This window comes from Gordonia sp. DT30, from assembly GCF_049844915.1.
In the GTDB taxonomy this organism is placed as follows: Bacteria; Actinomycetota; Actinomycetes; order Mycobacteriales; family Mycobacteriaceae; genus Gordonia.
Map to the genome: position 1 here is coordinate 1 of NZ_JBNCLY010000018.1, position 26,205 is coordinate 26,205.

General features: G+C 67.3%; 24 protein-coding genes, 1 tRNA gene and 1 pseudogene. 17 read left to right on the forward strand and 9 right to left on the reverse strand.

Annotation, left to right across the window (positions count from 1 at the left end; translation table 11 throughout):
* Positions 1-47 precede the first annotated feature (47 nt).
* From ACLQ3C_RS16025 to ACLQ3C_RS16045, 5 genes are all read right to left on the reverse strand, one after another.
* Positions 48-923, reverse strand: coding sequence for a hypothetical protein (locus tag ACLQ3C_RS16025; RefSeq protein ID WP_425706080.1), 876 nt, complete (start codon positions 921-923; stop codon positions 48-50).
* 551 nt (positions 924-1,474) lie between these two features.
* A complete protein-coding gene (locus ACLQ3C_RS16030; protein WP_425706081.1) occupies positions 1,475-1,837 on the reverse strand; it encodes a hypothetical protein in 363 nt (120 codons plus the stop codon).
* Positions 1,838-1,925: 88 nt separating this feature from the next.
* On the reverse strand, positions 1,926-2,588 hold the full coding sequence (locus tag ACLQ3C_RS16035; protein ID WP_425706082.1) for an MspA family porin: 663 nt from the start codon (positions 2,586-2,588) through the stop codon (positions 1,926-1,928).
* A gap of 260 nt (positions 2,589-2,848) precedes the next feature.
* Positions 2,849-2,936 (reverse strand) — tRNA-Ser (locus tag ACLQ3C_RS16040).
* A 104-nt stretch (positions 2,937-3,040) separates the two neighbouring features.
* Positions 3,041-3,682, reverse strand: a complete 642-nt coding sequence (locus ACLQ3C_RS16045; RefSeq protein WP_425706083.1) for a trypsin-like serine protease — start codon at positions 3,680-3,682, stop codon at positions 3,041-3,043.
* Positions 3,683-3,844: 162 nt separating this feature from the next.
* Between ACLQ3C_RS16045 and ACLQ3C_RS16050 the strand changes: the two genes are divergently transcribed.
* Positions 3,845-4,699: an NmrA/HSCARG family protein gene (locus ACLQ3C_RS16050; RefSeq protein WP_425706084.1), complete on the forward strand. Its 855-nt coding sequence runs from the start codon at positions 3,845-3,847 to the stop codon at positions 4,697-4,699.
* 4 nt (positions 4,700-4,703) lie between these two features.
* Here ACLQ3C_RS16050 and ACLQ3C_RS16055 read toward each other — a convergent pair whose 3' ends face one another.
* Both ACLQ3C_RS16055 and ACLQ3C_RS16060 read right to left on the reverse strand, forming a co-directional pair.
* Positions 4,704-5,780, reverse strand: a complete 1,077-nt coding sequence (locus tag ACLQ3C_RS16055) for a DNA polymerase domain-containing protein (protein WP_425706085.1) — start codon at positions 5,778-5,780, stop codon at positions 4,704-4,706.
* Position 5,781: 1 nt separating this feature from the next.
* The gene (locus tag ACLQ3C_RS16060; protein ID WP_425706086.1) at positions 5,782-6,834 is read right to left on the reverse strand and encodes an ATP-dependent DNA ligase; all 1,053 of its coding nucleotides are present in this window, start codon (positions 6,832-6,834) and stop codon (positions 5,782-5,784) included.
* A 35-nt stretch (positions 6,835-6,869) separates the two neighbouring features.
* Between ACLQ3C_RS16060 and gluQRS the strand changes: the two genes are divergently transcribed.
* Entirely contained in the window at positions 6,870-7,802 is a 933-nt protein-coding gene (gluQRS, locus tag ACLQ3C_RS16065) for a tRNA glutamyl-Q(34) synthetase GluQRS (protein WP_425706087.1), read from the forward strand.
* Between the two features lie 30 nt (positions 7,803-7,832).
* Here gluQRS and tgt read toward each other — a convergent pair whose 3' ends face one another.
* A complete protein-coding gene (gene tgt, locus ACLQ3C_RS16070; protein WP_425706088.1) occupies positions 7,833-9,125 on the reverse strand; it encodes a tRNA guanosine(34) transglycosylase Tgt in 1,293 nt (430 codons plus the stop codon).
* Between the two features lie 90 nt (positions 9,126-9,215).
* On the opposite strand from tgt, the gene ACLQ3C_RS16075 reads away from it, so the two are divergent.
* Positions 9,216-9,695 carry a hypothetical protein gene (locus tag ACLQ3C_RS16075; RefSeq protein ID WP_425706089.1) on the forward strand — a complete coding sequence of 160 codons (480 nt, stop codon included), beginning with the start codon at positions 9,216-9,218 and terminating at the stop codon, positions 9,693-9,695.
* 69 nt (positions 9,696-9,764) lie between these two features.
* Positions 9,765-10,441, forward strand: a pseudogene (locus ACLQ3C_RS16080) (MerR family transcriptional regulator).
* Positions 10,442-10,475: 34 nt separating this feature from the next.
* Here the strand turns inward: ACLQ3C_RS16080 and ACLQ3C_RS16085 are convergent.
* Positions 10,476-11,792: a UDP-N-acetylmuramoyl-tripeptide--D-alanyl-D-alanine ligase gene (locus tag ACLQ3C_RS16085; protein ID WP_425706090.1), complete on the reverse strand. Its 1,317-nt coding sequence runs from the start codon at positions 11,790-11,792 to the stop codon at positions 10,476-10,478.
* Between the two features lie 92 nt (positions 11,793-11,884).
* On the opposite strand from ACLQ3C_RS16085, the gene ACLQ3C_RS16090 reads away from it, so the two are divergent.
* From ACLQ3C_RS16090 to nuoL, 13 genes are all read left to right on the forward strand, one after another.
* Positions 11,885-12,961: a D-alanine--D-alanine ligase family protein gene (locus ACLQ3C_RS16090; protein WP_425706091.1), complete on the forward strand. Its 1,077-nt coding sequence runs from the start codon at positions 11,885-11,887 to the stop codon at positions 12,959-12,961.
* Positions 12,962-13,012: 51 nt separating this feature from the next.
* Positions 13,013-13,447: a hypothetical protein gene (locus ACLQ3C_RS16095; protein WP_425706092.1), complete on the forward strand. Its 435-nt coding sequence runs from the start codon at positions 13,013-13,015 to the stop codon at positions 13,445-13,447.
* A 188-nt stretch (positions 13,448-13,635) separates the two neighbouring features.
* Entirely contained in the window at positions 13,636-14,019 is a 384-nt protein-coding gene (locus tag ACLQ3C_RS16100) for an NADH-quinone oxidoreductase subunit A (RefSeq protein ID WP_425706093.1), read from the forward strand.
* A 135-nt stretch (positions 14,020-14,154) separates the two neighbouring features.
* A complete protein-coding gene (locus ACLQ3C_RS16105; protein WP_425706094.1) occupies positions 14,155-14,709 on the forward strand; it encodes a NuoB/complex I 20 kDa subunit family protein in 555 nt (184 codons plus the stop codon).
* Entirely contained in the window at positions 14,706-15,437 is a 732-nt protein-coding gene (locus tag ACLQ3C_RS16110) for an NADH-quinone oxidoreductase subunit C (RefSeq protein WP_425706095.1), read from the forward strand. The genes ACLQ3C_RS16105 and ACLQ3C_RS16110 overlap by 4 nt, the downstream gene beginning before the upstream one ends.
* Positions 15,434-16,756 carry an NADH dehydrogenase (quinone) subunit D gene (gene nuoD, locus ACLQ3C_RS16115; RefSeq protein ID WP_425706096.1) on the forward strand — a complete coding sequence of 441 codons (1,323 nt, stop codon included), beginning with the start codon at positions 15,434-15,436 and terminating at the stop codon, positions 16,754-16,756. The genes ACLQ3C_RS16110 and nuoD overlap by 4 nt, the downstream gene beginning before the upstream one ends.
* A complete protein-coding gene (nuoF, locus tag ACLQ3C_RS16120) occupies positions 16,753-18,873 on the forward strand; it encodes an NADH-quinone oxidoreductase subunit NuoF (protein WP_425706097.1) in 2,121 nt (706 codons plus the stop codon). Before nuoD ends, nuoF begins: the two co-directional genes overlap by 4 nt.
* Positions 18,870-21,272, forward strand: coding sequence for an NADH-quinone oxidoreductase subunit G (locus tag ACLQ3C_RS16125; protein ID WP_425706098.1), 2,403 nt, complete (start codon positions 18,870-18,872; stop codon positions 21,270-21,272). The genes nuoF and ACLQ3C_RS16125 overlap by 4 nt, the downstream gene beginning before the upstream one ends.
* A complete protein-coding gene (gene nuoH, locus ACLQ3C_RS16130) occupies positions 21,269-22,564 on the forward strand; it encodes an NADH-quinone oxidoreductase subunit NuoH (protein WP_425706099.1) in 1,296 nt (431 codons plus the stop codon). The genes ACLQ3C_RS16125 and nuoH overlap by 4 nt, the downstream gene beginning before the upstream one ends.
* Positions 22,557-23,150: an NADH-quinone oxidoreductase subunit NuoI gene (gene nuoI, locus ACLQ3C_RS16135; RefSeq protein ID WP_425706100.1), complete on the forward strand. Its 594-nt coding sequence runs from the start codon at positions 22,557-22,559 to the stop codon at positions 23,148-23,150. Before nuoH ends, nuoI begins: the two co-directional genes overlap by 8 nt.
* A gap of 44 nt (positions 23,151-23,194) precedes the next feature.
* Positions 23,195-23,974 (forward strand): NADH-quinone oxidoreductase subunit J, encoded by a 780-nt coding sequence (locus ACLQ3C_RS16140; protein WP_425706156.1) that lies wholly within the window; start codon positions 23,195-23,197, stop codon positions 23,972-23,974.
* Positions 23,971-24,270, forward strand: coding sequence for an NADH-quinone oxidoreductase subunit NuoK (nuoK, locus tag ACLQ3C_RS16145; RefSeq protein WP_425706101.1), 300 nt, complete (start codon positions 23,971-23,973; stop codon positions 24,268-24,270). Before ACLQ3C_RS16140 ends, nuoK begins: the two co-directional genes overlap by 4 nt.
* A gap of 10 nt (positions 24,271-24,280) precedes the next feature.
* Positions 24,281-26,203, forward strand: a complete 1,923-nt coding sequence (gene nuoL, locus ACLQ3C_RS16150) for an NADH-quinone oxidoreductase subunit L (RefSeq protein WP_425706102.1) — start codon at positions 24,281-24,283, stop codon at positions 26,201-26,203.
* Positions 26,204-26,205: the final 2 nt, after the last annotated feature.

A 26,205-nucleotide genomic window follows, 5' to 3' on the forward strand; every position in this document is an offset into this window, starting at 1 on the left:
TGTGGACCAAGACCGCCGAAGAGATACTCGAATCCCTCGGCAGACTTCTAAAACGAATTAACGGCGCGGGACACTAGGGGGTTGTCACCCTGTCCTTGCCACGGCTTTGACCGATCAGGTGCGTCGTCACCGTTGCCGTCATGATTCTCCGTGAAGTACTGACTGATCCAGTCCTTCACCTTATCGACCTGGTCGGCGAGCCATCCAGGAAGCTTGTCGATCATCAGATCGGGCAGTTGGTCGGGGTGGGTACGTACCCACTCCCAGCCGTATTCGCTGATGATCGTGGCCATGATGGCGGAGAGCAGAAGAGCAAGAATCGCAGCTTCGGCAGCGTCATCGATGAGGAAGAAGACCGGGTCAGCTTCGATGCCGCTGTCGCCGCCAGGAGCTACGTAGTTCGGCATAGTGTACGACGGCTGTTTGTCCTGCGGATCGGGAGTCGGCTCGACATCCGGAGCTGGAGCAGTCTCGGGTGCGGGAGACTGCAGCGTGGACTGCGAGTTGCCGTTGTCTCCACCGTCGCCCACGCCACCACCACCGCTCCATGTCGAGCCGCCCCCGCCATCACCACCGTTGATGGTCGTGTTGCCACCGTTATCACCCGTACCGCTACTCGGTGACAGATCATGATGCTCGTGAGGCGCAACATCGTTTGCGCTCGGATCGTCGGGCCCGTGTTGCGGACGTATTGCTGCCGCCTGGGCATAACCGAAACGGCGCCCCCATTCTCCGCCCCGCGAAGCGGTCGATCCTCCCTTCATCGCCGACCGCACGCCGAGCCCAGCGCGCCGCACCCACGGATTCGCGGCAGCGAATGCCGCCGCACCCGCCACGACCCACGCCGCCAACGGAACTTCCGGGTGCTTCGCCCCCGGTGCCAACGCGCGCGGCGGGTCGCCGGCCTCAGGGGGCGCGATCACGACTCCTGGAACCGTTGTGACAGCCGGGGCAGCAGTGGAAGGCACCACCGGTAGCCGCCCACCGCCGGCGGGCGGAGCCGGTGTCGGCGCGGTCGGCCCATTCCTGGCGTCAGGCGATGTGGCGCCGCCGTTTCCGGTACCGCCACCTGCCGGTGTCCGTGGGGCGGCTTGGCCGGGCACGGTCACGATCGGGGTGCCGTCGCCCTCACCGGGCCCGGGCCCGATATTCGACCCGACCTGCGGCCCACCAGCACCCGCACCGCTGCCGCCAGGCGTGGGTGCCGGCGTATTCGTAGTCGGCTGAAACGTGTTCGTCGGCACCGAAATACACGGCCAATTCGAACCGTACTGGGCGCGCATCTGATCACACAACGCATCCGCGCGCGCCGGAACCGGATCACTCCCCAACGCCGCCACCGTCACCCCACCGCCGATCGCCAACACCGCGGCGACCATCAGCCCGGCACCGAGACGACGACGCGGAAGCCGATGACGGCCACGACGAACCTTCGACCTCACCGACTCTCCGGCGTGCTGTTGAGTGCAGGGGATCATTTGGCTTTGCCCCACATCAGGGCACCGAGGATCGCATCCGCGCCGGCCCAAAACCAGCGCCCGGCAACCGACATCACCACAAAGAACACCAGGAACACCGGAATCACACCCCACCGATCCGACCACGCACCGAGATTCGCCAGGTTCGCTGCGGCGAGCACCAGCAACACGCAGCCGAGCAGGAACAACACCACCGTGAGTACAGGAACGCCACGACCGGCAGCATCGTCGTCGGCGCCCGCTGGCGCACCGTCAGCGGGCGAACGGTCAGCGCCAGATGCGATGGGGCGTTCGGTGGCCGCCGCATCGGTGTCAAGGCGATGCGCACCACCGGGAACAGGCGAAGCAGGAGCACTCATAGCAGATCACAGCCCTTCGCGAGATCGTCACATTAGCGGAAGTCGAGAGATCAAAGTGCACGAGCCGCCCACGTGCGCGGCCGATCTGTCACAAGTAGTGGGGTTCGCCGTACACGTTGATCGTGTTGTCGTTCAACGCAGTCGACACACTCACCGTCACATAGGCGCGCAGCGCGACCGGGCCCAAACAGCCATCGACCTTCACATGCACCCCATCGACAGTGATACCGGCCGTGCCGGTCTGCAGCTTCTTCGACCCGAACGGAATATCGGCGATCGTGCCCGGCCGCAGCGTGGTCGAAACATTCGGGGTGACCGTCGCACCGATCACCACCGCCGGCGGATACGAAATATTCATCTGCGCCGACGGACCACCCGAGACCCCCACCGTCACACCCGAGGTCACATCCGTGTTGCAACCGATCTGGAATCCCGCCGCCACCGTGCCCGCCTGGACCGGCACCGAACCGGTTCCAGCGATCAGGCCCTCGCCCCTCAAGGAGAGGAAACCCTCACGCGTCCACGATGATTGGTTCAACGGTGGCACCGACCGCACCCGCTCCTGCGACTTGACCGCCGACACCACCCAACCATCACCCGTCCGCTTCGTCGTCTGCTTATCAGCAAACGAACCCGGCGCCGCACCAGCCACGCCGGAACCACACACCGCCGCGGTCACCGCAAGTGCCATGCCGGCGCCCACGAGCACTCGGCGTGATGCTGCTGCCCGCCACCGCACGCGCGAACTCATGCCCACTGCCATCCCATTCCCCTCACCATCCGACACCGCGCACCCGGAGATGCGCAATCGTGCATCTCGATATGCAGCAAGCAAAGCACTCAGCGAGAGGTCCGGCAACTTGAACACTCGGGCCACTATCAAGCAGCCGAGGAGCGGCGATGTCATCGCACGAACGCGCCGGACCGAAGGAATCAACACAGGCCAACGCCCCACCAACGAAACGAGCTCGGCACGCACTTGCGTACGCGCCGAGCTCGACTGACACCGTTTGGCGGAGGATGGGGGATTCGAACCCCCGAGGGCGTTAACCCAACCCGCGTTCCAGGCGAGCGCCATAGGCCACTAGGCGAATCCTCCAACGACGGTCGATCATAACCGGGCGCGGGCGTCCAACCCAAACCCGTGCTTCCGACCGCGTCCGCCGACGCCCTGCTTCACGTCGGCGGAATGCCCGACGTCGGTCAACGCAGCCCGGCGGGAAGCAGGGAGACCGGGGCGACGAGCGTGTCGTTGTCGGAGGCTCCCGCCGACAGGATGCCCACGACATTGCCGCCCGCGTCGCGGATGCCGGAACCGCTGTCGCCCTCACGGGAGAAGAGCACTGCGCGCACGCTGACCGTCGAGTTCTGCAGCAGGAACGGGGGCGCAAAGGAGTAGCCGTAGGCGGTCCGCATGGTCGGCTTCGGGTCGGCGATGGTGCCGGCACTGAAGCCACTGGTCACGCCCATTTTGGTGACGCGCTCACCCTTGGTGATGGCCGCACCCCAGGCGACGGTATCGAGTTGGGCACGCGTATGCGGGGCAAGCGAGATCACTGCGATGTCGAGTCCACGGGTGATCTGGTTGGCGGTGATCTTGCCGATGACGTCGCCCTGATCGGTGTACACCACCTGTCCGACGTGACCACAGTGCCCGGCCGTGAGGGCCTTCGACGGCGACACGACGGCACCGAGCGTGCACGACGTCGAGGTCACGATGGTCTCGTCGACGTTGATCGCCATCCCCGAACGGACCGTCGGGACAGCCGCCTGCGCCGTGGCCACCGGAGCGGCCACCAGACCCACCGCGCCGAGCACCAACGCCGCCAGCAGTTTGATACGCATGTCTTCTCGTCTTCCTGTAGTCCAAAGAGTGCAGGTAACCTAACACGCTCTTTGCGATCGTGAATCGTCAGGTGATCACGGCCACTCGGAAGTCGCCGGACAACCCGGAATCGTCGATGCCCGAAACGTAGACTCGGGTCGCCACCGTCGAAGGGAACCACGATGTCCACACCCGCGTCATCTGCGCCGATCGCGGTACTGGGCGCCACCGGCGGTCAGGGCGGCGCTGTCGTCGACGCGCTCCTCGACGTCGACCGGGCAGTGCGCGCGGTGGTGCGGGAACCCGACTCGCCGCGAGCGCAGGCACTGGCCGGACGCGGCGTAGAGCTCGCGGTCGCGGACCTGGTGAGTGGCGACGGACTCACCGAGGCGTTCGCCGGCACCGCCGGAGCGTTCGCGTTGACCACTCCCTTCGAGTCCGGCGTCGACGCCGAACTGGCCCAGGGCGACGCCATCATCGCCGCCGGGCGTGCGGCATCGTTGCCCTATCTGGTGTTCTCCTCGGTGGCGAGCGCCGACCAGGGCACCGGTATCCCCCACTTCGAGTCGAAATATCAGGTCGAGCAACGTCTCGCGGCCACCGACATCCCGCACACCGTGGTCGGCCCGACCTACTTCTACGACAACATCTTCGGGAACACCGACGCGCTCGACGCCGGAGCATTGTTGATCGCGATACCCACCGAGATGCCGTTGCAGCAACTCTCGCGGGCCGACCTCGGTTCCTTCGTCGCCACCCTGTTCGCCGATCCCGCGGCACACGTCGGCGCACGTATCGACATCGCGTCGGACTCGGTCACCCCGGGCCAGATGGCCGCCGTCCTCTCCTCGGTGCGAGGACGGACAGTGCAGGCCGAATCCTATGATCCCGAACGCATTTCGTCACCGGATATGCGTGCGATGTTCACCTATCTCGGTAGCACCGGCTACCGCGTCAACATTCCGCAACTGCACCAGCAGTTCCCGCAGGTGGGCTGGCAGTCCTTCGCGCAGTGGGCCGGACAGGCCTTCGGCTGAACGCTCAGTCGATCCGGTTGCCCTGCTCATCCCAGTGTGCGGCAACCTTTTTGCTGGGCTGCACGCGCGGCGGCTCACCCGGCATCTTCGGATAACTCGGCGGGTAGGGCAGGTCGCCGAGACCGTTCGCGTCGTCGCGCGCCACCATCTCCAGCAGCGGCTGCAGACCGTGCCGGTGATCGGCGATGTCGGCCATCGGATCACCCCGGCGGGCAACGAGATCCGGGACGGTGGCCATTGTGCAGTCGTCCGGGTCGGCGTCGGCGAGCTCCTGCCACGTGAGCGGCGTCGACACCCGTGCGTTCGCGCTGCGCCGCACCGAATACGGTGAGGCCATCGTCCGGTCGCGGGCGTTCTGGTTGAAGTCGATGAAGATGCGTTCTCCGCGGTCCTCTTTCCACCACGACGTGGTCACTGCGTCGGGATCGCGGCGCTCCATCTCGCGGGCGATCGCGATCACCGCTCGGCGCGTCGCGATGAAGTCCCACAACGGCTCGATGGGCACGAAGACATGGATTCCGCGTCCACCGGAGGTCTTGGGAAATCCCGTGTATCCCAGTTCGTCCAACAGCGGTGCGAGGATCTCGACGGCGACGCGGCGGACATCGTCGAAATCGGTGCCGGGCTGCGGGTCGAGGTCGATGCGCAGCTGGTCGGGATGATCGTTGTCCTCGTCGTGGGTGGGCCAGCTGTGAAAGGTGACGGTACCGAGATTGGCGCCCCACACGATGTCGGCGGGCACCGTGGGGCGCAGCGCATCCCCGGTGCGACCGGACGGGAAGGTGATTCGCGTGGACTTGACGTGTTCGGGCCGCTTCTTCGCGATGTGCTTCTGATAGATCTCGTCGCCCTCGATGCCGTCGGGAAACCGTTGCAGAAAGGTCGGCCGGTCGCGCAGCGCCGTCATGATCGGTCCGTCACCGCCGTCGTCGAGCAGCGCCATCGCCCGGTAATAGCCGACCAGATCGCGTTTGCGACCACCGTCGGCACCGAGTTCGGGGAAGTAGATCTTGTCCGGATTGCTCATCCGGACGGCGATGCCGCCGACGTCGAGTTCCTCGGCGGGCGAACGAGATGCCATGTCAGTCTTGTCCTTCCAGGACGTCGCGCAGATCGTAGGTCAACGGCACCTCGAGTTGTTCGTAGCCGCAGCTCTCCGGCTCCCGGTCCGGGCGCCACCGCAGGAATTTCACGGTGTGCCGGAATCGGCCGTTCTCCATCTGGTCGTAGGCCACCTCGGCGACGAGTTCGGGGCGGATCGGAATCCACTCCCCGGATTTCTCCGACCGCCACCGCGTCGGCTCACCGGCCGCGGGCCGCTCCGGATCGAGCCGCATCGGCTCGAACATCTCCTGCAGCTCGATACGCTTGGCGTCGGTGAAAGCTCCTGCGCCACCGACCATCCGGAGATCACCGTCGTAATACAGGCCGAGCAGCATCGATCCGAGGCCGGTACCGCTCTTGTGGACGCGGTACCCGATCACCACGCAATCGGCGGTCCGTTTGTGCTTGATCTTCACCATCTCGCGCTTGTTCTCGATGTAGCGCCCGGCAAGGCGTTTGGCGACGACCCCGTCGAGGCCGGCGCCCTCGAACTCCGCGAACCATTCCTCGGCGAGCGCGGCGTCGGTGGTGACCCGGCTGACGTGGAAGCGGCGGTCACGCCCGCCCGGGCCGATCGCTTCGACGAGCGTCTCACGACGGACACGCAACGGTTCGTCCTTGACCGCGACGGTTCCGAGCGCGAGGGCGTCGAAGCCGATGAAGATCGCCGGGGTGGTCTCGGCGAGCATCGTCACCCGCGAAGCCGCGGGGTGAATGCGTTGAGCGAGGGAGTCCCAGTCGAGGCGCTGGGTCCCGTCGATCGCCGACGGCACCCCGATCTCGCCGTCGAGCACCACCTTGGTGGGCAGCTCCTCGCGGGCGGCGGCCACGATCTCGGGAAAGTAGCGGGCGAGGTCCTTCCCGCCGCGGGACCCGATGAACACCTCCTCGCTGTCCCGAAAGATCAACGCGCGGAAACCGTCCCACTTCGGTTCGTAGGACCATTCCGGCTCGCCGGCCGGCTGGACGGGCACGGCGGTCACCGCCTTGGCCAGCATGGGCGCGACCGGAGGGTTCACGGGGAGATCCACGGCTCCATCGTCGCCCACTTGTAGCCTGTAGGGCAATGACCGACGATCCTGGCGTTTCCGGGGCCACTCCGGCGGGACGATTCGCGCCGTCCCCGTCCGGGCCCCTGCATGTGGGTAATCTGCGCACTGCGGTGCTGGCGTGGCTGTTCGCCCGCACCGGTGGACGCCGATTCCTGCTCCGCATGGAGGATCTGGACCGTACCGCCGTCGGCGCCGACGCCGGCCAGATGGCCGACCTGCACGCCCTGGGCCTCGACTGGGAGCCGCCGGTCCGCTACCAGACCGATCGGCTGCCCCGTTACCGGCAGATCATCGACGGACTGAACGACGCGGGCCGCACCTTCGAATGCTTCTGTACGCGAAGGGAAATCCTCGACGCGCCGAGCGCACCTCACACCCCGCCCGGGGCATACCCGGGCACCTGCCGCACCCTGACCGCACAACAGCGCGCCGAGAAGCGCGCCACCGGACGACCGCCGGCGATCCGGATCCTCGCCGACCGCACCGAATTCACCGTCCATGACGTGCTACACGGTTCCTACACCGGTGCCGTCGACGACTTCGTCATCCAACGCGGCGACGGCACCCCCGCCTACAACCTCGCGGTCGTCGTCGACGACGCCGAGCAGGGAATCGACCAGGTGTGCCGAGGCGACGACCTGCTGACGTCGGCTCCCCGGCAGGCCTACCTCGCCACGTTGCTGGGCCACACCCCGCCCACCTACGCGCACGTCCCCATGGTGCTCAATCCCGAGCATGTCCGGCTGAGCAAACGTGACGGCGCGATCACCCTCGCCGATCTCGCTGCTCTCGGCATCGGCCCCGGCACCGTCCTCGACCACATCGCGGTGTCGCTGCGGCTGGCCGCCCCGGGTGAGCACGTCGACATCGACACGCTTGCATCGAGATTCGACCCTGCCGAGCTGCCGCGCACGCCGTGGATCGTCTCCGACGACGAATGGCCTTGACACGCATGGACGGTCGCAGCCGGCCCACCGTCAGCGATTGCGGCCCGCGTAGTAGCGGCCGAGGAACTCGTCGCGGTAGGCCGGGTAGTCGCCGTTGTCGATCGCGTCCCGCGCACCGTCGACCATGTCGATGATGAAGGCGACGTTGTGCAGGGTGGCCAGGGTGGCGGCCAGCCCTTCTTTCGCCTTGAACAGGTGGTGCAGGTAGGCGCGCGTGTATTGCGATGTGTAGTTGGTGATCTCGGGGTCGATCGGCCCGAAGTCGCGGCGGAAGCGCGAATTGGTGATGTTCACCCGCCCGTCGCGCGTGTACACCGCGCCGTTGCGGGCCACGCGCGTGGGCGAGACACAATCGAAGGTGTCCACACCGTTCTCGATGGCGGTGAAGATGTCGTCGGGTTCGCTGATGCCGAGCAGATGTTTGGGCGTGTCCTCGGGCAGCTCGGAGTTGACCCAGCCGACGATCGTGCCGAGGTTGTCCTTCTCCAGTGCGCCACCGATCCCATAGCCGCCGAAGCCCTTTCCGCCCGACTCTCGGTCGATCCGGGACAGTTCGGTGAGGTCGCGCGCAGCCTTGCGTCGCAGATCCTCGTACTGGGCACCCTGGATGACGCCCCACAACGACTGCTGCGGGCGGTGGCCGCGGTCGAGCGAGAGCCGGTTGTGCTCGGCCAGGCAGCGAATCGCCCACAGCCGGGTCCGCTCCAGCGAATTCTCTTGGTAGCCACGGGTGTTCATCAACGTCGTGAGCTCGTCGAAGGCAAAGATGATGTCAGCCCCGAGTTGATGCTGGATGCGCATCGACACCTCGGGAGAGAAGCGGTGGAACGATCCGTCCAGATGCGACTTGAACGTCACCCCGTCGTCGTCGACATGCGAAAGCCGTTCGCGGCCTTCGGCGATCTTGTGGTCGTCTTGCTCTCCGGTCAGGTCCATCGAGATGACCTTCTTGAATCCGGCGCCGAGCGACATGACCTGGAATCCGCCGCTGTCGGTATAGGTCGGTCCCGGCCAGTTCATGAAGGCGCCGAGCCCACCCGCCTCGTCGATGATCTCCGCGCCCGGTTGCAAATAGAGGTGATAGGCGTTGGCCAGCACTGCCTGCGCGCCGAGGGCCGCCACCGACTCCGGCAACACGGTCTTGACCGTCGCCTTGGTCCCGACCGGAACGAATGCGGGCGTATGGATGTCGCCGTGGGGCGTCGTGATGACGCCGGTGCGGCCCAGCGCACCGGGCGACCGGGCGCCGGGCAACCGGGTGCCGATCCGGAAGGAAGGCCCCAGCTTCCGGGGGTCGGTGGGCGCGGTGTCGTGCGAGGTCACCGATGCATCTTCGCAGGACACCGCGATGGCGCCCAAACCGGACGAGCAGCCCCGGCCTGGACCATCCCCGGGTTCGCTACCGTGAAGACCATGTCACTTCGCTCTCGATCACCTCGCACTCGTCGCCGGATCACGTGGCAGTGGTTCGGCATCGTCGGGATGGCGGCGATCGCGACGGCTTCGCTCGCCGCCTGCGGTGACGAACAGCAGTCCGACGCCGGTGGCACATCCACCCCCGCCGCGTCCGCGCCCGCAACGAGCGTGCCCGTGGTCGCCGGACCGAGCCCGCACTCGGCCACCCACACCACCAGGACGAGCGCCGTATCCTCGGCTGCGGCGACGGCCACCACCTGCGGTAACGTCCCCGGCCCGGACGGCGCCCTGCGAGTACTCGTGCTCGCCGGAAACGTCGACTGCGCGACGGCCCAGAAGGTGGCGACCGAATACAGCCCGAAGATCGCGACGGGCCACGAGCAGCAGGTCTCGGGTTGGACGTGCGGCCCGTCGGAGGCCCGCGGAATCCTGGCCGCATGCCAGTCCGGCAACAAGGCCATCGGTTTGACCCCCTGACCTGAGATCCATCGCGCGTCCGGCATTCGTGCTTGACCCTCACGCGACGTCAGACCCGAAGGTGGCGAGGTGAGCGAAGGACATCCCGATTTTCGGTCCAGAGGCACCCGCGCGGCGTCATCGGGGCCCGGTGAGCTGACCGTCGGCGCAACGGCCCGGCTCGTCGGCGTGAGCGTGCGCACCCTGCACCACTACGACAGCATCGGGCTCGTGGTGCCGTCCGGCCGTACGCGCGCCGGCTACCGCGTCTACGACGACGCCGACGTCGAACGGCTGCACCAGGTCCTCACCTACCGGGAACTGGGATTTCCCCTCGAGCAGATAGCGATCCTGCTCGACGACCCGACGGCCGACGCGCTGGCCCACCTGCTCGGCGACGAGTACGCCGACGAGGCGCAGGAGCGCTGGGGCGACACCGACGCCTGGAAGCAGAGCCGGCAGCGCACCGCGGCATACACGAAGGCGGATTGGCAGCAGATCAAGGAGCAGACCGACGCCTTCGAGGCGGCGCTGGCCGCCGCGATGCGCCGGGGTGTCACCCCGGGTCGGCCGAGGCCAACGAGCTCGCGGAGCAGCATCGCGCCGGGATCGAGAAGTTCTACGACTGCGGCCACGAGATGCAGGTGTGCCTGGGCGACATGTACGTCGCCGATCCACGGTTCACCAAGCACTACGACGACATCGCGCCCGGACTCGCCGCCTACCTGCGCGACGTGATCCGGGCCAACGCCGCCCGGCAGACATAGCCTGCCGGCAGCACTCGGCCGCCCGGCCGGGCGGTCAGCGCAACGCGTCGGCGACCCGTTCGAGCGCCGCGACCCGGCTGCCCTTGACGAGCACGACGTCGCGCTCGCCGATATCGGCGAGGGCGTCGGCAGCGCCCTCGATGCCGACGACGTGGCGCGCCGTCGAGCCGTAGTCGGGCTCGTCCACGGCGATCACCTCGACGCCCAGCGCCTGCGCCTCGAGCGCGATCGCCTGATGCGCAGCGGCGGACTGATCACCCAGTTCGGCCATCGTGCCCAGCACGGCGACGCGCCGACGCGCGTCGAGGGCGACCAGCGACCGCAACGCCGCCGACATCGACGTCGGGTTGGCGTTGTAGGCGTCGTTGAGGATGGTGACGCCGGAGTCGGTGGTGATCAGTTCCATCCGCAGACCCGACAGCGCGGCACCCAGAAACCCCTCGGCCATCGCCTCGACGGGCACGCCCAGCCCACCGGCGGCCGCGGCCGCGGCGAGCGCGTTGGACACCTGGTGCTCCCCACGCGCGCCCAGCGTGATGTCGGTCGACCCCCACGGCGTGTGCAGCCGGAACGATGCACGCAGCGCGGCGTCGACCCGGATGTCGGTGGCCGACACGTCCGCCGACGGCGTCAGCCCGAAGCTCAGGACCTGCGCCGACGTGCGGTCGGCCATGGCGATGACGTGTTTGTGGTCGGCATTGAGGACGGCGATCCCGTCGGCCGGCAACGACTCGACGAGTTCGCCTTTCGCGCGGCCGACGGCCTCGATGTCACCGAACATCTCCAGATGGACGCCCTCGACCCGGGTGATGATGCCCACGGTCGGGTGCGCGATGGAACACAGGTGCGCGATGTGGCCGATGCCGCGCGCGCCCATCTCGAGGACGACGGCCTCGGTGTCATCGCTCGCATCGGCCAGGGTCAGCGGCAGGCCGAGTTCGTTGTTGAACGACTTCTGGCTGGCCGTGGTGACGAAGGTCGTCGCCAGTACACCGGCGAGGAGATCCTTGGTCGAGGTCTTGCCGACCGACCCGGTCACTCCGACGACCCGCTCGGGCAGCCGGCGACGGACCAGCCGGCCGACGTCCGCGAGCGCCGCGGCGGTGTCGTCGCAGGTGATGGCGGTGGCCGCGACCGCCGGACGCGGTTCCTCCGACGTCAGGTAGGCCGTGGCACCCTCGGTGACCGCGGCCGGGATGAAGTCGTGACCGTTGCGGGCGGCGACGATCGGCACGAACAACTGCCCGGCGGTGACCGCACGGGAATCGATGGTCGCCCCGTCGACGGTCACGTCGGTGCCGATCAACTGCCCGCCGACCGCGTCGGCGATCTCACTTGCCTGGATGTGCACGCCATAACGCTAGCCGCGATGTCCGGGACGTCCGCACCGGCGTCGGCGAACTCGGATGAGCGTTCGGGCACGCGCGCCGTATCGTGACACCCATGTCCTCTCCCCTGCTGCGTCTCGTCGTGCTCTACGGCGGCGCATCCGCCGAGCACGACGTCTCCCGGGTCACCGCCGCCCATGTGATCGCCGCCGCCGACCCGGCCAAGTACGAGGTCGTGCCGATCGGCATCGGCAAGAACGGGACGTGGGTCCGCAACGACAAGGTCATCGCCGCACTGGCCGACAAGACGGCGCTGCCCGGCGAACTCGACATCGCCGGTACGACCGTCGATCCGCTCGCCGAATTGCGCCACCACACCGCGAATGCCGTCACCGTCGTCCTGCCGCTGCTGCACGGCCCGCATGGTGAAGACGGCACCATCCAGGGCATGCTGGAACTGTTCGGCCTGCCCTACGTCGGATCCGGCGTGCTCGGCTCGTCGGTCTGCATGGACAAGGGCATGGCCAAGGTGGTGGCCGCGCAGGCCGGAATCCCGCAGTGCCGGTGGCTGGAATTCCGCGATGGGGTCGACGACCCGCAGACCGTCGCATTCCGCGCCATCGAAGAACTCGGGCTGCCGGTGTTCGTCAAACCGGCCAACATGGGCTCGTCGGTCGGTATCACCAAGGCCCACGACGCGGCCGAACTCGACGCCGCGATCAATCTGGCGTTGCGCTACGACGATGTGGTGGTCATCGAGGAGATGGTCGACGGCCGCGAGGTGGAAATCGCCGTTCTCGGCAACGCGCTGCCCGAGACATCGGTGCCCGGCGAGATCATGCCGGGCAGCGAATTCTATGACTACGAGGACAAATACATCACCGGCGCCGCGAAATTGGTGATCCCCGCGCCGCTGTCCGCGGATGCCGTCGCCGAGGTCCGCGAACTGGCCGCCCGCGTCTTCACCGCGATGCGGTGTGTCGGCATGGCGCGCATCGACTTCTTCTACGAGGAACTCGGCCGCGGCTGGCTCCTCAACGAGGTCAACACCATTCCCGGTTTCACGCCCGGTTCGATGTATCCGAAGCTGTGGGACGCCACCGGACTGCCCTATCCCGACCTCATCGACCGGCTGGTCTCCCTGGCGCTCGAATCGCATCGCCGGCGCGCCGGCTTCTCGACCGAGCACTGACACGCCCGCGGACGGCGGGAAGACCAGCCACGTTGACGTAGCATCGACGACGTGACCGGCCTCGATGACGTTTCGCCACAACCACCTTCGGTGTTGCGGGTGTTGGTCTATTCCGATGACGCCGACACCCGCAGGCAGGTCATCGGGGCGCTCGGTACCCGTCTCGACCCGGGACTACCCGAGTTGAGCTTCCTCGAGGTCGCGACCGGCCCGATGGTCTTCACCCAACTCGACGCCGGCAACGTCGACGTCGCGATCCTCGACGGAGAGGCGGCCCCGGAGGGCGGCCTGGGCATCGCCAAGCAGATGAGTGACGAATACGATCCGCGACCGCCCACGCTGGTGCTGATCGCCCGCTCCGACGACCGCTGGCTCGCCGACTGGTCACGTGCCGACGCCACCGCCGCGCTGCCGGTCGATCCGATCGAGTTACCCGCCGCGCTCGGCGACATGCTGCGTGGCAGATCGCCGCAACAACCCGACTGAGAACCGCACGCATCGTGCGGCACCGCGCACCATGAGTCGGCACGGCCGTGCGAGAACTCGGCCAAATCCCTGCACCCAAATCCCTCGACACAGCGCCATCCGCTTGTAAGGTTGTGGTGTATCTCACACCAGACGCTGCGGCAGGTGAGCCACCGACCGGGCAAGCGCACGGAGGGACCGAACCGGCGATGAACGCATACATTCCGATCCTCGTTCTCGGCGTGATCGCGCTCGGCTTCGCGGTGTTCTCGGTGTTCATCGCCTCGGCGGTCGGCCCGCGCCGGGCCAACCGCGCCAAACTGGACGCCTACGAATGCGGGATCGAGCCGATCGGCGGAGGCATCTCTCGCACCGGCGTCAGAGAAACTGTGGTGCAAAGAATTCCGGTCAAGTACTACCTGACCGCCATGCTGTTCATCATCTTCGACATCGAGATCGTGTTCCTGTACCCATGGGCGGTCACCTTCGACGCGCTCGGCTGGTTCGGGCTGGCCGCGATGGCGCTGTTCATCGTGAACGTGTCGGTGGCCTACGCCTACGAATGGCGCCGCGGCGGACTGGGCTGGGGCTGACGTGGCGCCCAGCATGCGAATGCGCGGAATGCGCGAGACAGAAATCGACCACACACAGGCCGATCCCAAGGGAACAGCCGGATAGCAAATACGGCACCACGGTGCCGATGACCCGTCCGGCGCGAGGAGGTGACCATGGGCCTCGAAGAGAAGCTGCCCAGCGGATTTCTGCTGAGCACGGTGGAAGACCTCGCCGGGTTCATGCGCAAGGGTTCGTTGTGGCCGGCGACGTTCGGGCTGGCCTGCTGTGCGATCGAGATGATGGCGAGCACGGCCGGTCGCTACGACCTGGCCCGCTTCGGGATGGAGGCCTTCCGTGCGTCGCCTCGACAGGCCGACCTGATGATCGTCGCCGGACGGGTCAGCCAGAAGATGGCGCCGGTCCTGCGTCAGATCTATGACCAGATGCCCGAGCCCAAATGGGTTCTGGCAATGGGAGTTTGCGCCAGCTCCGGCGGCATGTTCAACAACTACGCCGTCGTGCAGGGCGTCGATCATGTGGTGCCCGTCGACATCTACCTGCCCGGTTGCCCACCGCGGCCCGAGATGCTGCTCAACGCCATTCTCGCGTTGCACCAGAAGATCGGCGAGATGCCGCTGGGAGTGAACCGCGAGGAGGCGATCTGGGCTGCCGAACAGGCTGCCCTGCAAGCGACTCCGACCTTCGAGTTGAAGGGGCTGCTGCGATGACCGACAGCCCGGGACCCCTTGACCCCGAACCCCATGACGACGCGATGACCACCGGCGATCGGGGCACCGACGAGGTGATCGGCGTGCGCCACGGCCTGTTCGGCGTGCACGGCAGTGGCGACACCTCCGGATACGGCGGACTCGTGCAAACCGTCACGCGGCAGGCTGCCCGGCGTCCGTACGGCGGATACTTCGACCTCATCGTCGATGAATTGGCTGCGGCACTGGCTGCCGACGCCGGACCGACCTTCGCAGAGGCCGTCGAGAAGGTCGAGATCCACGCCGGCGAGCTGACGCTCTACGTGGTGGCGCGTCACCTGCCCGCGGTAGCCCGGACGCTTCGCAATCATGCGCTGCTGCGCTTCGAATTGTGCTTGGGTGTCAACGGAGTTCACTACCCCGATGATGCCGGACGCGAACTGCATGCGGTATATCCGCTGACGTCGATCACCCACAATCGGCGGCTGCGGCTGGAGGTCGCGGTGCCCGACCGCGATCCGCACATCCCCAGCCTGTGCGAGATCTATCCCACCAACGACTGGCACGAACGCGAGACCTACGACTTCTTCGGCATCGTCTTCGACGGCCACCGCGCACTCACCCGCATCACGATGCCCGACGACTGGGTCGGCCATCCGCAGCGCAAGGACTATCCGCTGGGTGGTGTTCCGGTGGAGTACAAGGGGACTCGTGTGGCACCGCCCGAGCGCCGGAGGCGGTACTCATGACCGAACTCGACCATCGATCCGAGCACACGTACACGATCTCCGGTCAGGACTGGGACGAGATCGTCTCCGCGGTGTCTGCGCGCGCCGCCGCGAACACCGGCGAGGAGCGGATCGTGGTCAACATGGGCCCGCAGCATCCGTCCACGCACGGCGTGTTGCGGCTGATCCTGGAGATCGAGGGCGAGACCGTCACCGAGGCACGCTGCGGAATCGGCTACCTGCACACCGGGATCGAGAAGAACCTGGAGTTTCGCAACTGGATTCAGGGCGTCACCTTTGTCACTCGGATGGACTATCTGTCACCGTTCTTCAACGAAGCCGCCTATTGCCTCGCGGTGGAGAAGCTGCTGGGTATCACCGACGCGATCCCCGAACGTGCATCGGTGATCCGGGTGATGTTGATGGAATTGAACCGCATCGCCTCACATCTGGTGGCGCTGGCCACCGGCGGGATGGAACTCGGTGCGGTGACGGCGATGTTCTCCGGCTTCGGGATTCGTGAACAGATCCTCGACCTGTTCGAACTCATCACGGGGCTGCGGATGAATCATGCATTCATCCGGCCCGGCGGGGTGGCCGCCGACCTTCCGGACGGCGCGGCCGAGACGATCGCCAAGACGGTGGCGAGCCTACCGTCGAAGCTCGCTGCACTCTCGGATCTGTTGACCGACAACTACATCTGGAAGGCCCGCACCTGTGACGTCGGATATCTCGATCTGACGGGCTGTATGGCACTCGGCATCACCGGGCCGATCCTGCGCGCGACAGGTCTGCCGCACGACATCCGCAAGACCGAGCCGTATTGCGGCTATCAGGACTACGAGTTCGACGTCATCACCGAGGACTCGTGTGACGCCTACGGCCGGTATGTCATTCGTGTGCGAGAGATGACCGAATCGGTACGGATCGTCGAGCAGTGCCTGGCCCGTCTGCGCCCCGGCCCGGTCATGGTGACCGATGCCCACATCGCCTGGCCGGCCGACCTCACCGTCGGTTCCGACGGCCTCGGCAACTCACCGGAGCACATCGCCGAGATCATGGGTTCGTCGATGGAATCGCTGATCCGCCACTTCAAACTCGTCACCGAAGGGATGCGGGTGCCACCGGGCCAATGCTACGTGGCCGTCGAATCGCCGCGCGGCGAACTCGGCGTCCACATGGTCTCCGACGGCGGAACCCAGCCTTACCGAGTACATTTCCGCGATCCGTCGTTCACGAATCTGCAGGCGGTGACCGCGATGTGCGAGGGCGGCATGGTCGCCGATGTGATCACCGCGGTGGCCAGCATCGACCCGGTGATGGGGGGCGTCGACCGATGAGTGAACCGGTATACCTCGAGCTGGGCGCTGCTGGTGCGCCGCCACCGGCCGGACCGGTCTCGGCCTGTGCGTCGCGTCCGCACGGGCCGATCGAATTCGACGGTCCGGCCGAGTATCGGCCGGAGACCGCCGAACGCCTGCGTGCCGAGTCGATACCGATCGTGGCCCGCTACCCACAGCCACGATCGGCCCTGTTGCCGCTGCTGCACCTGATGCAGTCCGAAGACGGGCATCTCACCCAGGCCGGAATCGCCTTGTGCGCAGACATTCTCGGATTGAGCACCGCGCAGGTGGCCGCAGTGGCCACGTTCTATTCGATGTTCCGACGCACCCCGACCGGCGAATACTTCATCGGCGTGTGCACCAACACCCTGTGCGGTGTGCTCGGTGGCGACCGCATCCTAGAGCGCCTCTGTGCGCATCTCGGCATCGCACCCGGCGAGACGACTGCCGATCAGCGCATCACCGTCGAACACATCGAATGCAATGCGGCCTGTGATCTCGCGCCGGTGGTGATGGTCAACTGGGAGTTCTTCGATCAGCAGACCCCGGAGTCGGCAGTCGAACTCGTCGAGGATCTGCGCGCCGGGGTCGCGGTCGTCCCCGGTCGCGGCGACCGCGCGGTCGCCGGCTTCCGCGACACCGCCCGCACCCTCGCCGGCGTGGTCGCCGATTGCTCGCCCGGCCGGGCACGCCGGACGACCGACGCGCAGCCCGCGGCCGACGGGCCGGCCGAACACGAACCCGCACAGACGCCCGTGCTCTCGCGCCACTGGTCCGAGCCGGAGTCCTGGACACTCGAGAACTACCTGCGCCACAACGGTTACCGCGGACTGCGGAGTGCGCTGGACATGGCGCCCGACGCCGTGATCGAGGCCGTCAAGGCGTCTGGCCTACGCGGCCGCGGCGGGGCGGGTTTCCCGGTCGGCCTCAAGTGGTCGTTCATCCCGCAGCAAGATCCCGACCATCCCGACCCGGCCGCGCCATCGCACTATCTGGTGGTCAATGCCGACGAGTCGGAGCCCGGCACCTGCAAGGACATGCCGCTGATACTCGCCTCCCCGCACACGTTGGTGGAGGGCGCGATCATCGCCGCATACGCCATCCGGGCCCGCCACGCGTTCATCTATCTGCGTGGCGAGGTGGTGGGCGTGCTGCGCCGACTGCGCCGAGCGGTCGACGACGCCTACGCCGCCGGATATCTGGGACGCAACATCCTGGGTTCGGGTTTCGACCTGGATCTGGTCGTCCACGCCGGTGCCGGCGCCTACATCTGCGGTGAGGAGACCGCGCTGCTCGACTCGCTGGAAGGGCGTCGCGGCCAACCTCGTCTGCGTCCCCCGTTTCCGGCGGTGGCCGGGTTGTACGCGAGCCCGACAGTGGTCAACAACGTGGAATCCATCGCGAGCGTCCCATCCATCCTGCGCAACGGGGTCGACTGGTTCCGGTCGATGGGCACCGAGAAGTCCCCCGGTTTCACGCTCTACTCCCTGTCGGGTCATGTGAACCATCCCGGCCAGTACGAGGCGCCACTCGGAATCACGCTGCGGCAGTTGCTCGAACGTGCCGGTGGGGTCCGTGACGGGCACCGACTGAAGTTCTGGACGCCCGGCGGTTCCTCGACGCCGATGCTGACCGCCGATCACCTCGACGTACCGCTCGACTACGAGGGGGTGGCTGCGGCCGGATCGATGTTGGGCACCAAGGCCTTACAGATCTTCGACGAGACCACCTGCGTGGTGCGGGCGGTGTTGCGGTGGACCGAGTTCTACGCCCACGAATCCTGCGGCAAGTGCACGCCCTGCCGCGAGGGCACCTATTGGCTGGTGCACCAATTGCGTGCCATCGAATCCGGCGAGCTCGGCGCCGACGAGATCACCGGCGCCCTCGATGTGCTGGCCGATGTCACCAATGGTGTTGTGGGAAAGTCGTTCTGCGCACTGGGTGATGGCGCGGGCAGCACCATCGTGTCCGGGCTCGAGTACTTTCGCGACGAGTTCGTCGCACACGCCCGCGGTCCGGATGGCCACCCAGCAGGCGGCTGCCCGTTCGACCGATCCGCGTCGACGGTCTTCGCCGATGTGCGCACCCCGTACGTTCCGGGGGTGACCCGATGACCGCAATATCCGGCGATCGGCCGGCTTCCGGCACGGCCGCACTCGTCACCGCCACCATCGACGGCATCGAGATCCACGTCCCTCCGGGTACTTTGGTCATCCGCGCCGCCGAGCGCGCCGGCATCTCGATCCCGCGGTTCTGCGATCACCCGTTGCTGGCCCCCGTGGGTGCGTGCCGTCAGTGTCTGGTGGAGGTCGAGGGCCAGCGCAAACCGCTCGCCTCGTGCACCACCGTGGTCACCGAAGGGATGGAGGTCCGCACCCAGTTCGGCTCCGAAGTGGCTGCCAAAGCCCAACGCGGCGTGATGGAATTGCTGCTCATCAACCATCCGCTCGACTGCCCGATCTGCGACAAGGGCGGTGAGTGTCCACTGCAGAACCAGGCGATGACCGCCGGCCGCGCCGTCTCCCGGTTCACCGGCCCCAAACGTAGGTTCACCAAGCCGATCCCACTCTCGTCGGCCGTCCTCCTCGATCGTGAACGCTGCGTACTCTGCGCCCGGTGTACCCGATTCGCCGACCAGATCGCCGGCGATCCGCTCATCGAACTCGCCGAACGTGGTGCGCTGCAACAGGTCGGCACGGCCACCGATGCACCGTTCGACTCGTACTTCTCCGGCAACACCGTGCAGATCTGCCCGGTCGGCGCGCTCACCGGCACCGCCTACCGCTTCCGGGCCCGGCCCTTCGACCTCGTGTCCACCCCGAGCACGTGCGAACACTGCGCCAGTGGATGCGCGCAGCGCACCGATCACCGGCGCGGAAAGGTGTTGCGGCGCCTCGCCGCCGACGATCCGCAGGTCAACGACGAGTGGAACTGCGACAAAGGGCGCTGGGCGTTCGCCTACGCCGCTCAGCCCGACCGACTCGCCACCCCCCTCGTCCGCGACCGGCACGGCAACCTGCGCGAGGCATCCTGGGTGGAGGCGTTGCGCACCGCCGCCGAGGTTCTCCGCGCCGCTCGCGGCCGGGCCGGGGTCCTCACCGGCGGCCGGATCACCGCCGAGGACGCATACACCTACGCCCGCTTCGCCCGAACCGTACTGGCTACCAACGACATCGACTTCCGGGCGCGGCCGCACACCGCCGAGGAGACCGGCTTCTTGGCCGAGGTCGTCGCGGCTCGGCCCGACGACCTCACCTACCGCATGCTCGCCGCGGCACCGTCCGTGGTGCTCGCCGGGTTCGAACCGGAAGAGGAATCCCCCATCGTCTTCCTGCGGCTGCGTCGCGCGGTGCGCACCACCGGCCAACAGGTCCACGCCATCGCACCGTGGCGCAGCCCGGGCGTCGAAAAGCTCGACGGCACCCTGATTCCCACGGCACCGGGTGCCGAGACCGCGGTCCTCGACACCGACGCCACCGCCGCGCTGCTGTCCGAGCCCGGATCGGTGCTGCTGGTCGGGGAGCGTCTCGCACAGTCCCCCGGGGCGTTGTCGGCAGCGGTGCGCCTCGGGCGGCGCACCGGCGCCCGGCTCGCGTGGATTCCGCGACGGGCCGGCGATCGCGGCGCACTCGAGGCCGGCGCCCTACCCATCCTCCTGCCGGGCGGGCGTCCGGTGGCCGATGCGGCCGCTCGCGCACAGGTCGCCGCCCTGTGGGGAGTCGACGATCTCCCATCGACTACAGGCCGCGACACCACCGGAATCCTCACCGCGGCACGACATGGTGCCCTCGACGCGCTCGTGATCGGCGGCGTCGACCCCGCCGACCTACCGGACCCAGAGAAGGCACTCGATGCCGTCGAGGCGGCCGGATTCGTGGTGAGTCTGGAGATCCGCATCTCGGCGGTCACCGACCGCGCCGACGTGGTGCTGCCGGTCGCGGCAGCACCGGAGAAGTCCGGGATGTTCGTCGACTGGGAGGGACGGGCACGACCGTTCCCCACCGCGCTGCGCGACACCGGTCGCCTGCCCGACCATCGGGTGCTCGACGCGCTGGCCCGCAGCGTCGGCGTCGACCTGGAATGCGGTGAGATCGATGCTATCCGCGCCCAATGGGATCGCCTCGGTCCGTGGACCGGGCCACGCCCGCACACCGAAGTCCCGGCACCGCAACCCGCCTCACCACCCGGCGCCGGGCAGGCGATCCTCTCGACGTGGCATCTGCTCCTCGACGACGGCCGCCTCCAGGACGGTGAACCGTTCCTCGCCGGCACCGCACATCCGGCGCCGGCGCGGATGTCGCAGACAACCGCGGCCCGTGTCGGCGCCCGTCACGGTGAGGACATCGAGGTCGCCACCGGCCGCGGGCACCTCACGCTGCCGCTGCACATCACCGACATGGTCGACGACACCGTGTGGGTACCGACGAATTCGCCCGGCTCCGCGGTGTATTCGCAACTGCGTGCCCAGGCCGGTGACATCGTCGCCGTCCGTCCGGCGGGAGGTGCGTCGTGAACATGGCGGCCACCGACCATCCCGCTCTCACCGATTTCGGCCACGACCCGTGGTGGCTGGTGGTCATCAAGGCCGTTGCGGTCTTCGCCTTCCTCATCGTCAACCCGCTAGTCGCGATCCTGGCCGAACGGAAGATCATGGCCCGCATGCAAACCCGCCTCGGGCCGAACCGGGTGGGCCCACACGGGATGCTGCAGAGCCTCGCCGACGGCGTCAAACTCGCCCTGAAAGAAGGCATCACACCGTTCGGTGTCGACAAGGTGCTCTACCTGCTCGCCCCGATCATCGCGGTGGTGCCGGCGATCATGGCGTTCGCGGTGATTCCGTTCGGCCCGACGGTGTCGGTGTTCGGTCATCACACCCCATTGCAGTTGACCGATCTCCCGGTGGCCGTGCTGTTCATCCTGGCGATGGCCTCGATCGGTGTCTACGGGATCGTTCTGGCCGGCTGGTCGTCGGGCTCGACCTACCCGCTGCTCGGCGGCCTGCGGTCGACCGCGCAGGTCATCTCCTACGAGATCGCCATGGGCCTGACCTTCGCCGCGGTGTTCCTCGAGGCCGGCACCATGTCGACCTCGGGAATCGTTGCCGGCCAGCACAACTACTGGTACGGGCTGATCATGTTGCCGTCGTTCGTCATCTACGCGGTGTCGATGGTGGGGGAGACGAACCGTGCGCCGTTCGATCTGCCCGAGGCCGAGGGCGAGCTGGTCGGCGGATTCCACACCGAGTACTCGTCGCTGAAGTTCGCGATGTTCATGCTCGCCGAATACATCAACATGGTGACCGTGTCGGCGCTGGCCACCACCTTGTTCCTCGGCGGCTGGCAGGCGCCGTGGCCGCTGAGTCTGTGGGCCGGGGCGAATTCCGGCTGGTGGCCGATCCTCTGGTTCACCATCAAGGTCTGGGTGTTCATGTTCGTGTTCATCTGGCTGCGCACCAGCCTGCCGCGCCTGCGCTACGACCAGTTCATGAACCTGGGATGGAAGGTGCTCATCCCGGTGTCGCTCGCCTGGGTGATGGTGGTGGCGCTGATCCGGGCGGCCGTCGGGACCGGACACGGTGACCTGATCCGCCCGATCGTGACGGCGGCGGTCGGTCTGGTGGTGACGCTGCTGCTGTTCTGGCTGATCCGCCGCGTCGTCCGCCCGCCCATCCCGCAGCCACCTGCGATATCTCCGAAGTCGGTGTCGGACTCGGCTTTCGACCCGATGGCCGGTGGTTTCCCGGTTCCGCCGCTCCCCGGCGCCACCGCTGCGGTACGCAACCCGAAGGAGACGACCGATGCCTGATTTCTTCAAGCCGCTCGCCGGAATGGGTGTGACATTCTCGTCGATGTTCGCCCCGACCGTGACCGAGCAATACCCGGAGGAGAAGACGCCCACCGCGCCGCGCTATCACGGTCGCCACCAACTCAATCGGCACCCCGACGGGCTGGAGAAGTGCGTGGGCTGTGAACTGTGTGCGTGGGCGTGCCCGGCCGACGCGATCTTCGTCGAAGGCGCCGACAACACCGATGAACAGCGGTATTCACCGGGCGAACGCTACGGTCGCGTGTACCAGATCAACTACCTGCGGTGCATCGGCTGTGGCCTGTGTATCGAGGCGTGCCCCACCCGCGCCCTCACGATGACCAACGACTACGAGATGACCGACGACAACCGGGCCGACCTGATCTACGAGAAGCAGCAGCTCCTCGCACCACTGCCGCCCGGGACCGATCCGACTCCGCATGACATCACCGCCCAGGTGACCGACGACACCGCGCCGCGTGAGGTCGACTACTACCTCGGCCGGGTCGGTGCCGACGGTACGGTTGCCCCCGACGGCACGGATCCCGATGGCACGGTTGCCCGTGACAAGGGGCTTCGGCCGTGACCGGCACGGTCCTCGCGTGGCAGGCGGCACAGGCCGGCACCGGTCTGTCCAGCACCGCGCTGGCCGACGCCGGACGCACCTCCACCGGTGAGGCCGTGCAGTTCTGGATTCTGGCGGTCGTCGCGGTGGCCGGTGCCCTCGGCGTCGTCGTCGCCACCAAGGCCGTCTACTCGGCAATGTTCCTGGCCACCACCATGATCGTGCTCGCGGTGTTCTACGTCGCACAGGGAGCGTTGTTCCTCGGGGTCGTACAGGTCGTCGTCTACACCGGCGCGGTGATGATGCTCTTCCTGTTCGTGCTGATGCTGATCGGCGTCGATTCCGCCGACTCGCTGGTGGAAACCATTCGCGGGCAACGTATCGCCGCGGTGTGCGTGGGCCTCGGCTTCGGCGCGTTGCTGTGCGGGGGCATCGGCGCCGCAACGGTTGCGGTCACCACCTCCCCCGCCCCCACCACGGCAGCTCCGCCCGGCAACAGCAACGGGGCGGTGCAGGCGATCGCCCAATTGATCTTCGTTCGCTACCTGTGGGCGTTCGAACTGACCGGGGCACTGTTGATCACCGCGACCCTGGGCGCCATGGTCCTCGCCCACCGAGAGCGCTTCGGCCCGCGCCGCACCCAGCGTGAACGCTCGATCGAGCGCTTCCGCACGGGCATCGACGTCTCGCCGCTGCCGAGCCCTGGTGTGTTCGCGCGCCACAACGCCGTCGACATCCCGGCGCTCTTGCCCGACGGGAGCCCGGCCGAATTGTCGGTCAACGCCATGCTGCGGGCACGTCACCCACAGACCGGCGACGACGGAACGGAGGTCTCGCAGCGATGAACCCCGAGAACTACCTGTATCTCGCGGCGATCCTGTTCGCCATCGGAGCCGCCGGAGTATTGCTGCGCCGCAGTGCGATTGTCGTGTTCATGTGCATCGAACTGATGCTCAACGCCGCCAATCTGAGTTTCGTGACCTTCGCCCGGATGCAGCACAGCGTCGACGGACAGGTCATCGCCTTCTTCACGATGGTGGTCGCGGCAGCCGAGGTCGTCATCGGGCTGGCGATCATCATGATGATCTTCCGATCCCGACGGAGCGCGTCGGTCGACGACGCGGCCCTGCTGCGCAGATGAGGAGGATGGCGTGAGTACGCAGACCTCGGCGGACATCGTCTGGCTGGTGCCGGTGCTGCCGCTGCTCGGCGCCGTGGTGCTGCTCCTGGCAGGTCGGCGTGCCGACCGCGCGGGACACATCCTTGCATGCGTACTGGCCGCGGGATCGTTCTGTGTGGCAGTCGTTCTCGCCGTCGGGATGGCCGGGCGGACCACTGCCGACCGCCCCGTCCATCAGGTGCTGTTCACCTGGCTGCAGGTGGGACCGGCCACACCCGGTGGCAGCGGCGGGCTGTCGGTCGACATGGGGATCCACCTCGACCAGCTGTCGATGTGCTTTGTGCTGCTGGTCACCGGTGTCGGCACCCTGATCCACATCTATTCCATCGGGTACATGGCCGACGATCCCGACCGGCGCCGATTCTTCGCCTACCTCAACCTGTTTCTCGCCGCCATGCTGGTGCTGGTTCTCGCCGACAACTATCTCGGGCTCTATCTCGGTTGGGAGGGAGTCGGTCTCGCGTCTTACCTGTTGATCGGATTCTGGCAGCAACGGCCCGCGGCCGCCACCGCCGCCAAGAAGGCCTTCGTGGTCAATCGTGTCGGTGACGTCGGCCTGGCCATCGCGCTGATGGTCATGTTCGCATCCTTCGGATCGGTGTCCTTCGCAACGGTGTTCGCCGGCGCGGGGGACGCCGGCCGAACCACGGTGACCGCCTTGGGTTTCCTGCTGTTGCTCGCCGCATGCGGCAAATCGGCCCAGGTGCCACTGCAGTCGTGGCTCGGCGACGCCATGGAGGGTCCGACACCGGTGTCCGCGCTGATCCACGCCGCGACCATGGTCACCGCGGGGGTCTACCTCATCACCCGATCCCATGCGATCTTCGATCTGGCCCCCGATGCGCGTCTGGCCGTGGCCGTCGTCGGGGCGGTCACGCTGTTGTTCGGCGCCATCATCGGCTGCGCCAAGGACGACATCAAGAAGGCGCTCGCGGCGTCGACGATGAGCCAGATCGGGTACATGGTGCTCGCGGCGGGACTCGGCCCGGCCGGCTACGCCTTCGCCATTCTGCATCTGCTCACCCATGGCTTCTTCAAGGCCGGCCTGTTCCTCGGGGCCGGTTCGGTGATGCATGCGATGAACGACGGGACCGACATGCGGCGCTTCGGTGGGCTGCGCACCGTCCTGCCGATCACGTTCGCCACCTTCGGGATCGGCTATCTGGCGCTCATCGGTGTGCCACCGTTCTCCGGCTTCTTCTCCAAGGACCCGATCATCGAGGCCGCCTTCGGCTCCGGCGGTGTCCGCGGCGTTCTCCTCGGCGGCGCGGCCCTGCTGGGAGCGGGGATCACCGCGTTCTACATGACCCGCATCATGCTGATGACGTTTTTCGGTGAGCGCAGATGGGATTCCGACGTGCACCCGCACGAGGCCCCGAAGATCATGCTGGGACCGATGATCCTCATCGCGATCGGCTCGGCCGTCTCGGGAGCGCTGCTGGTCGCCGGCGACGTCCTGGTGACGTGGCTCGAGCCCGTGGTCGGCGAGCAGCACACCCGATTGCCCTTCCCCACCTGGGTGTTGACGGTGATCATCCTGGTGGTTGTGGCCGTCGGCGTGGCGATCGCCTGGGCCGGCTATGCGCGCGCGCCCATTCCGATCACGGCGCCGGGCAAGGTCGGCACGTTGACCACGGCCGCGCGCCGTGACCTCTACGGCGACACCGTCAACGAGCGACTCCTCATGCGCCCCGGCCGGACGCTCGCCCGCGGGCTCGACGTCCTCGAATCGGAGGGCATCGACGGTGCCGGTGTCGGGGTGGGCGCTCTGGTGACCGCATCGAGTGAGCGGATCCGTCTGTGGCAGAACGGTTACGTCCGCTCGTATGCGTTGTCGATGCTGGCCGGCGCCGCCGTGGTGATCGTTGCGGTCCTGCTCATGAGGGGATGGTAGAG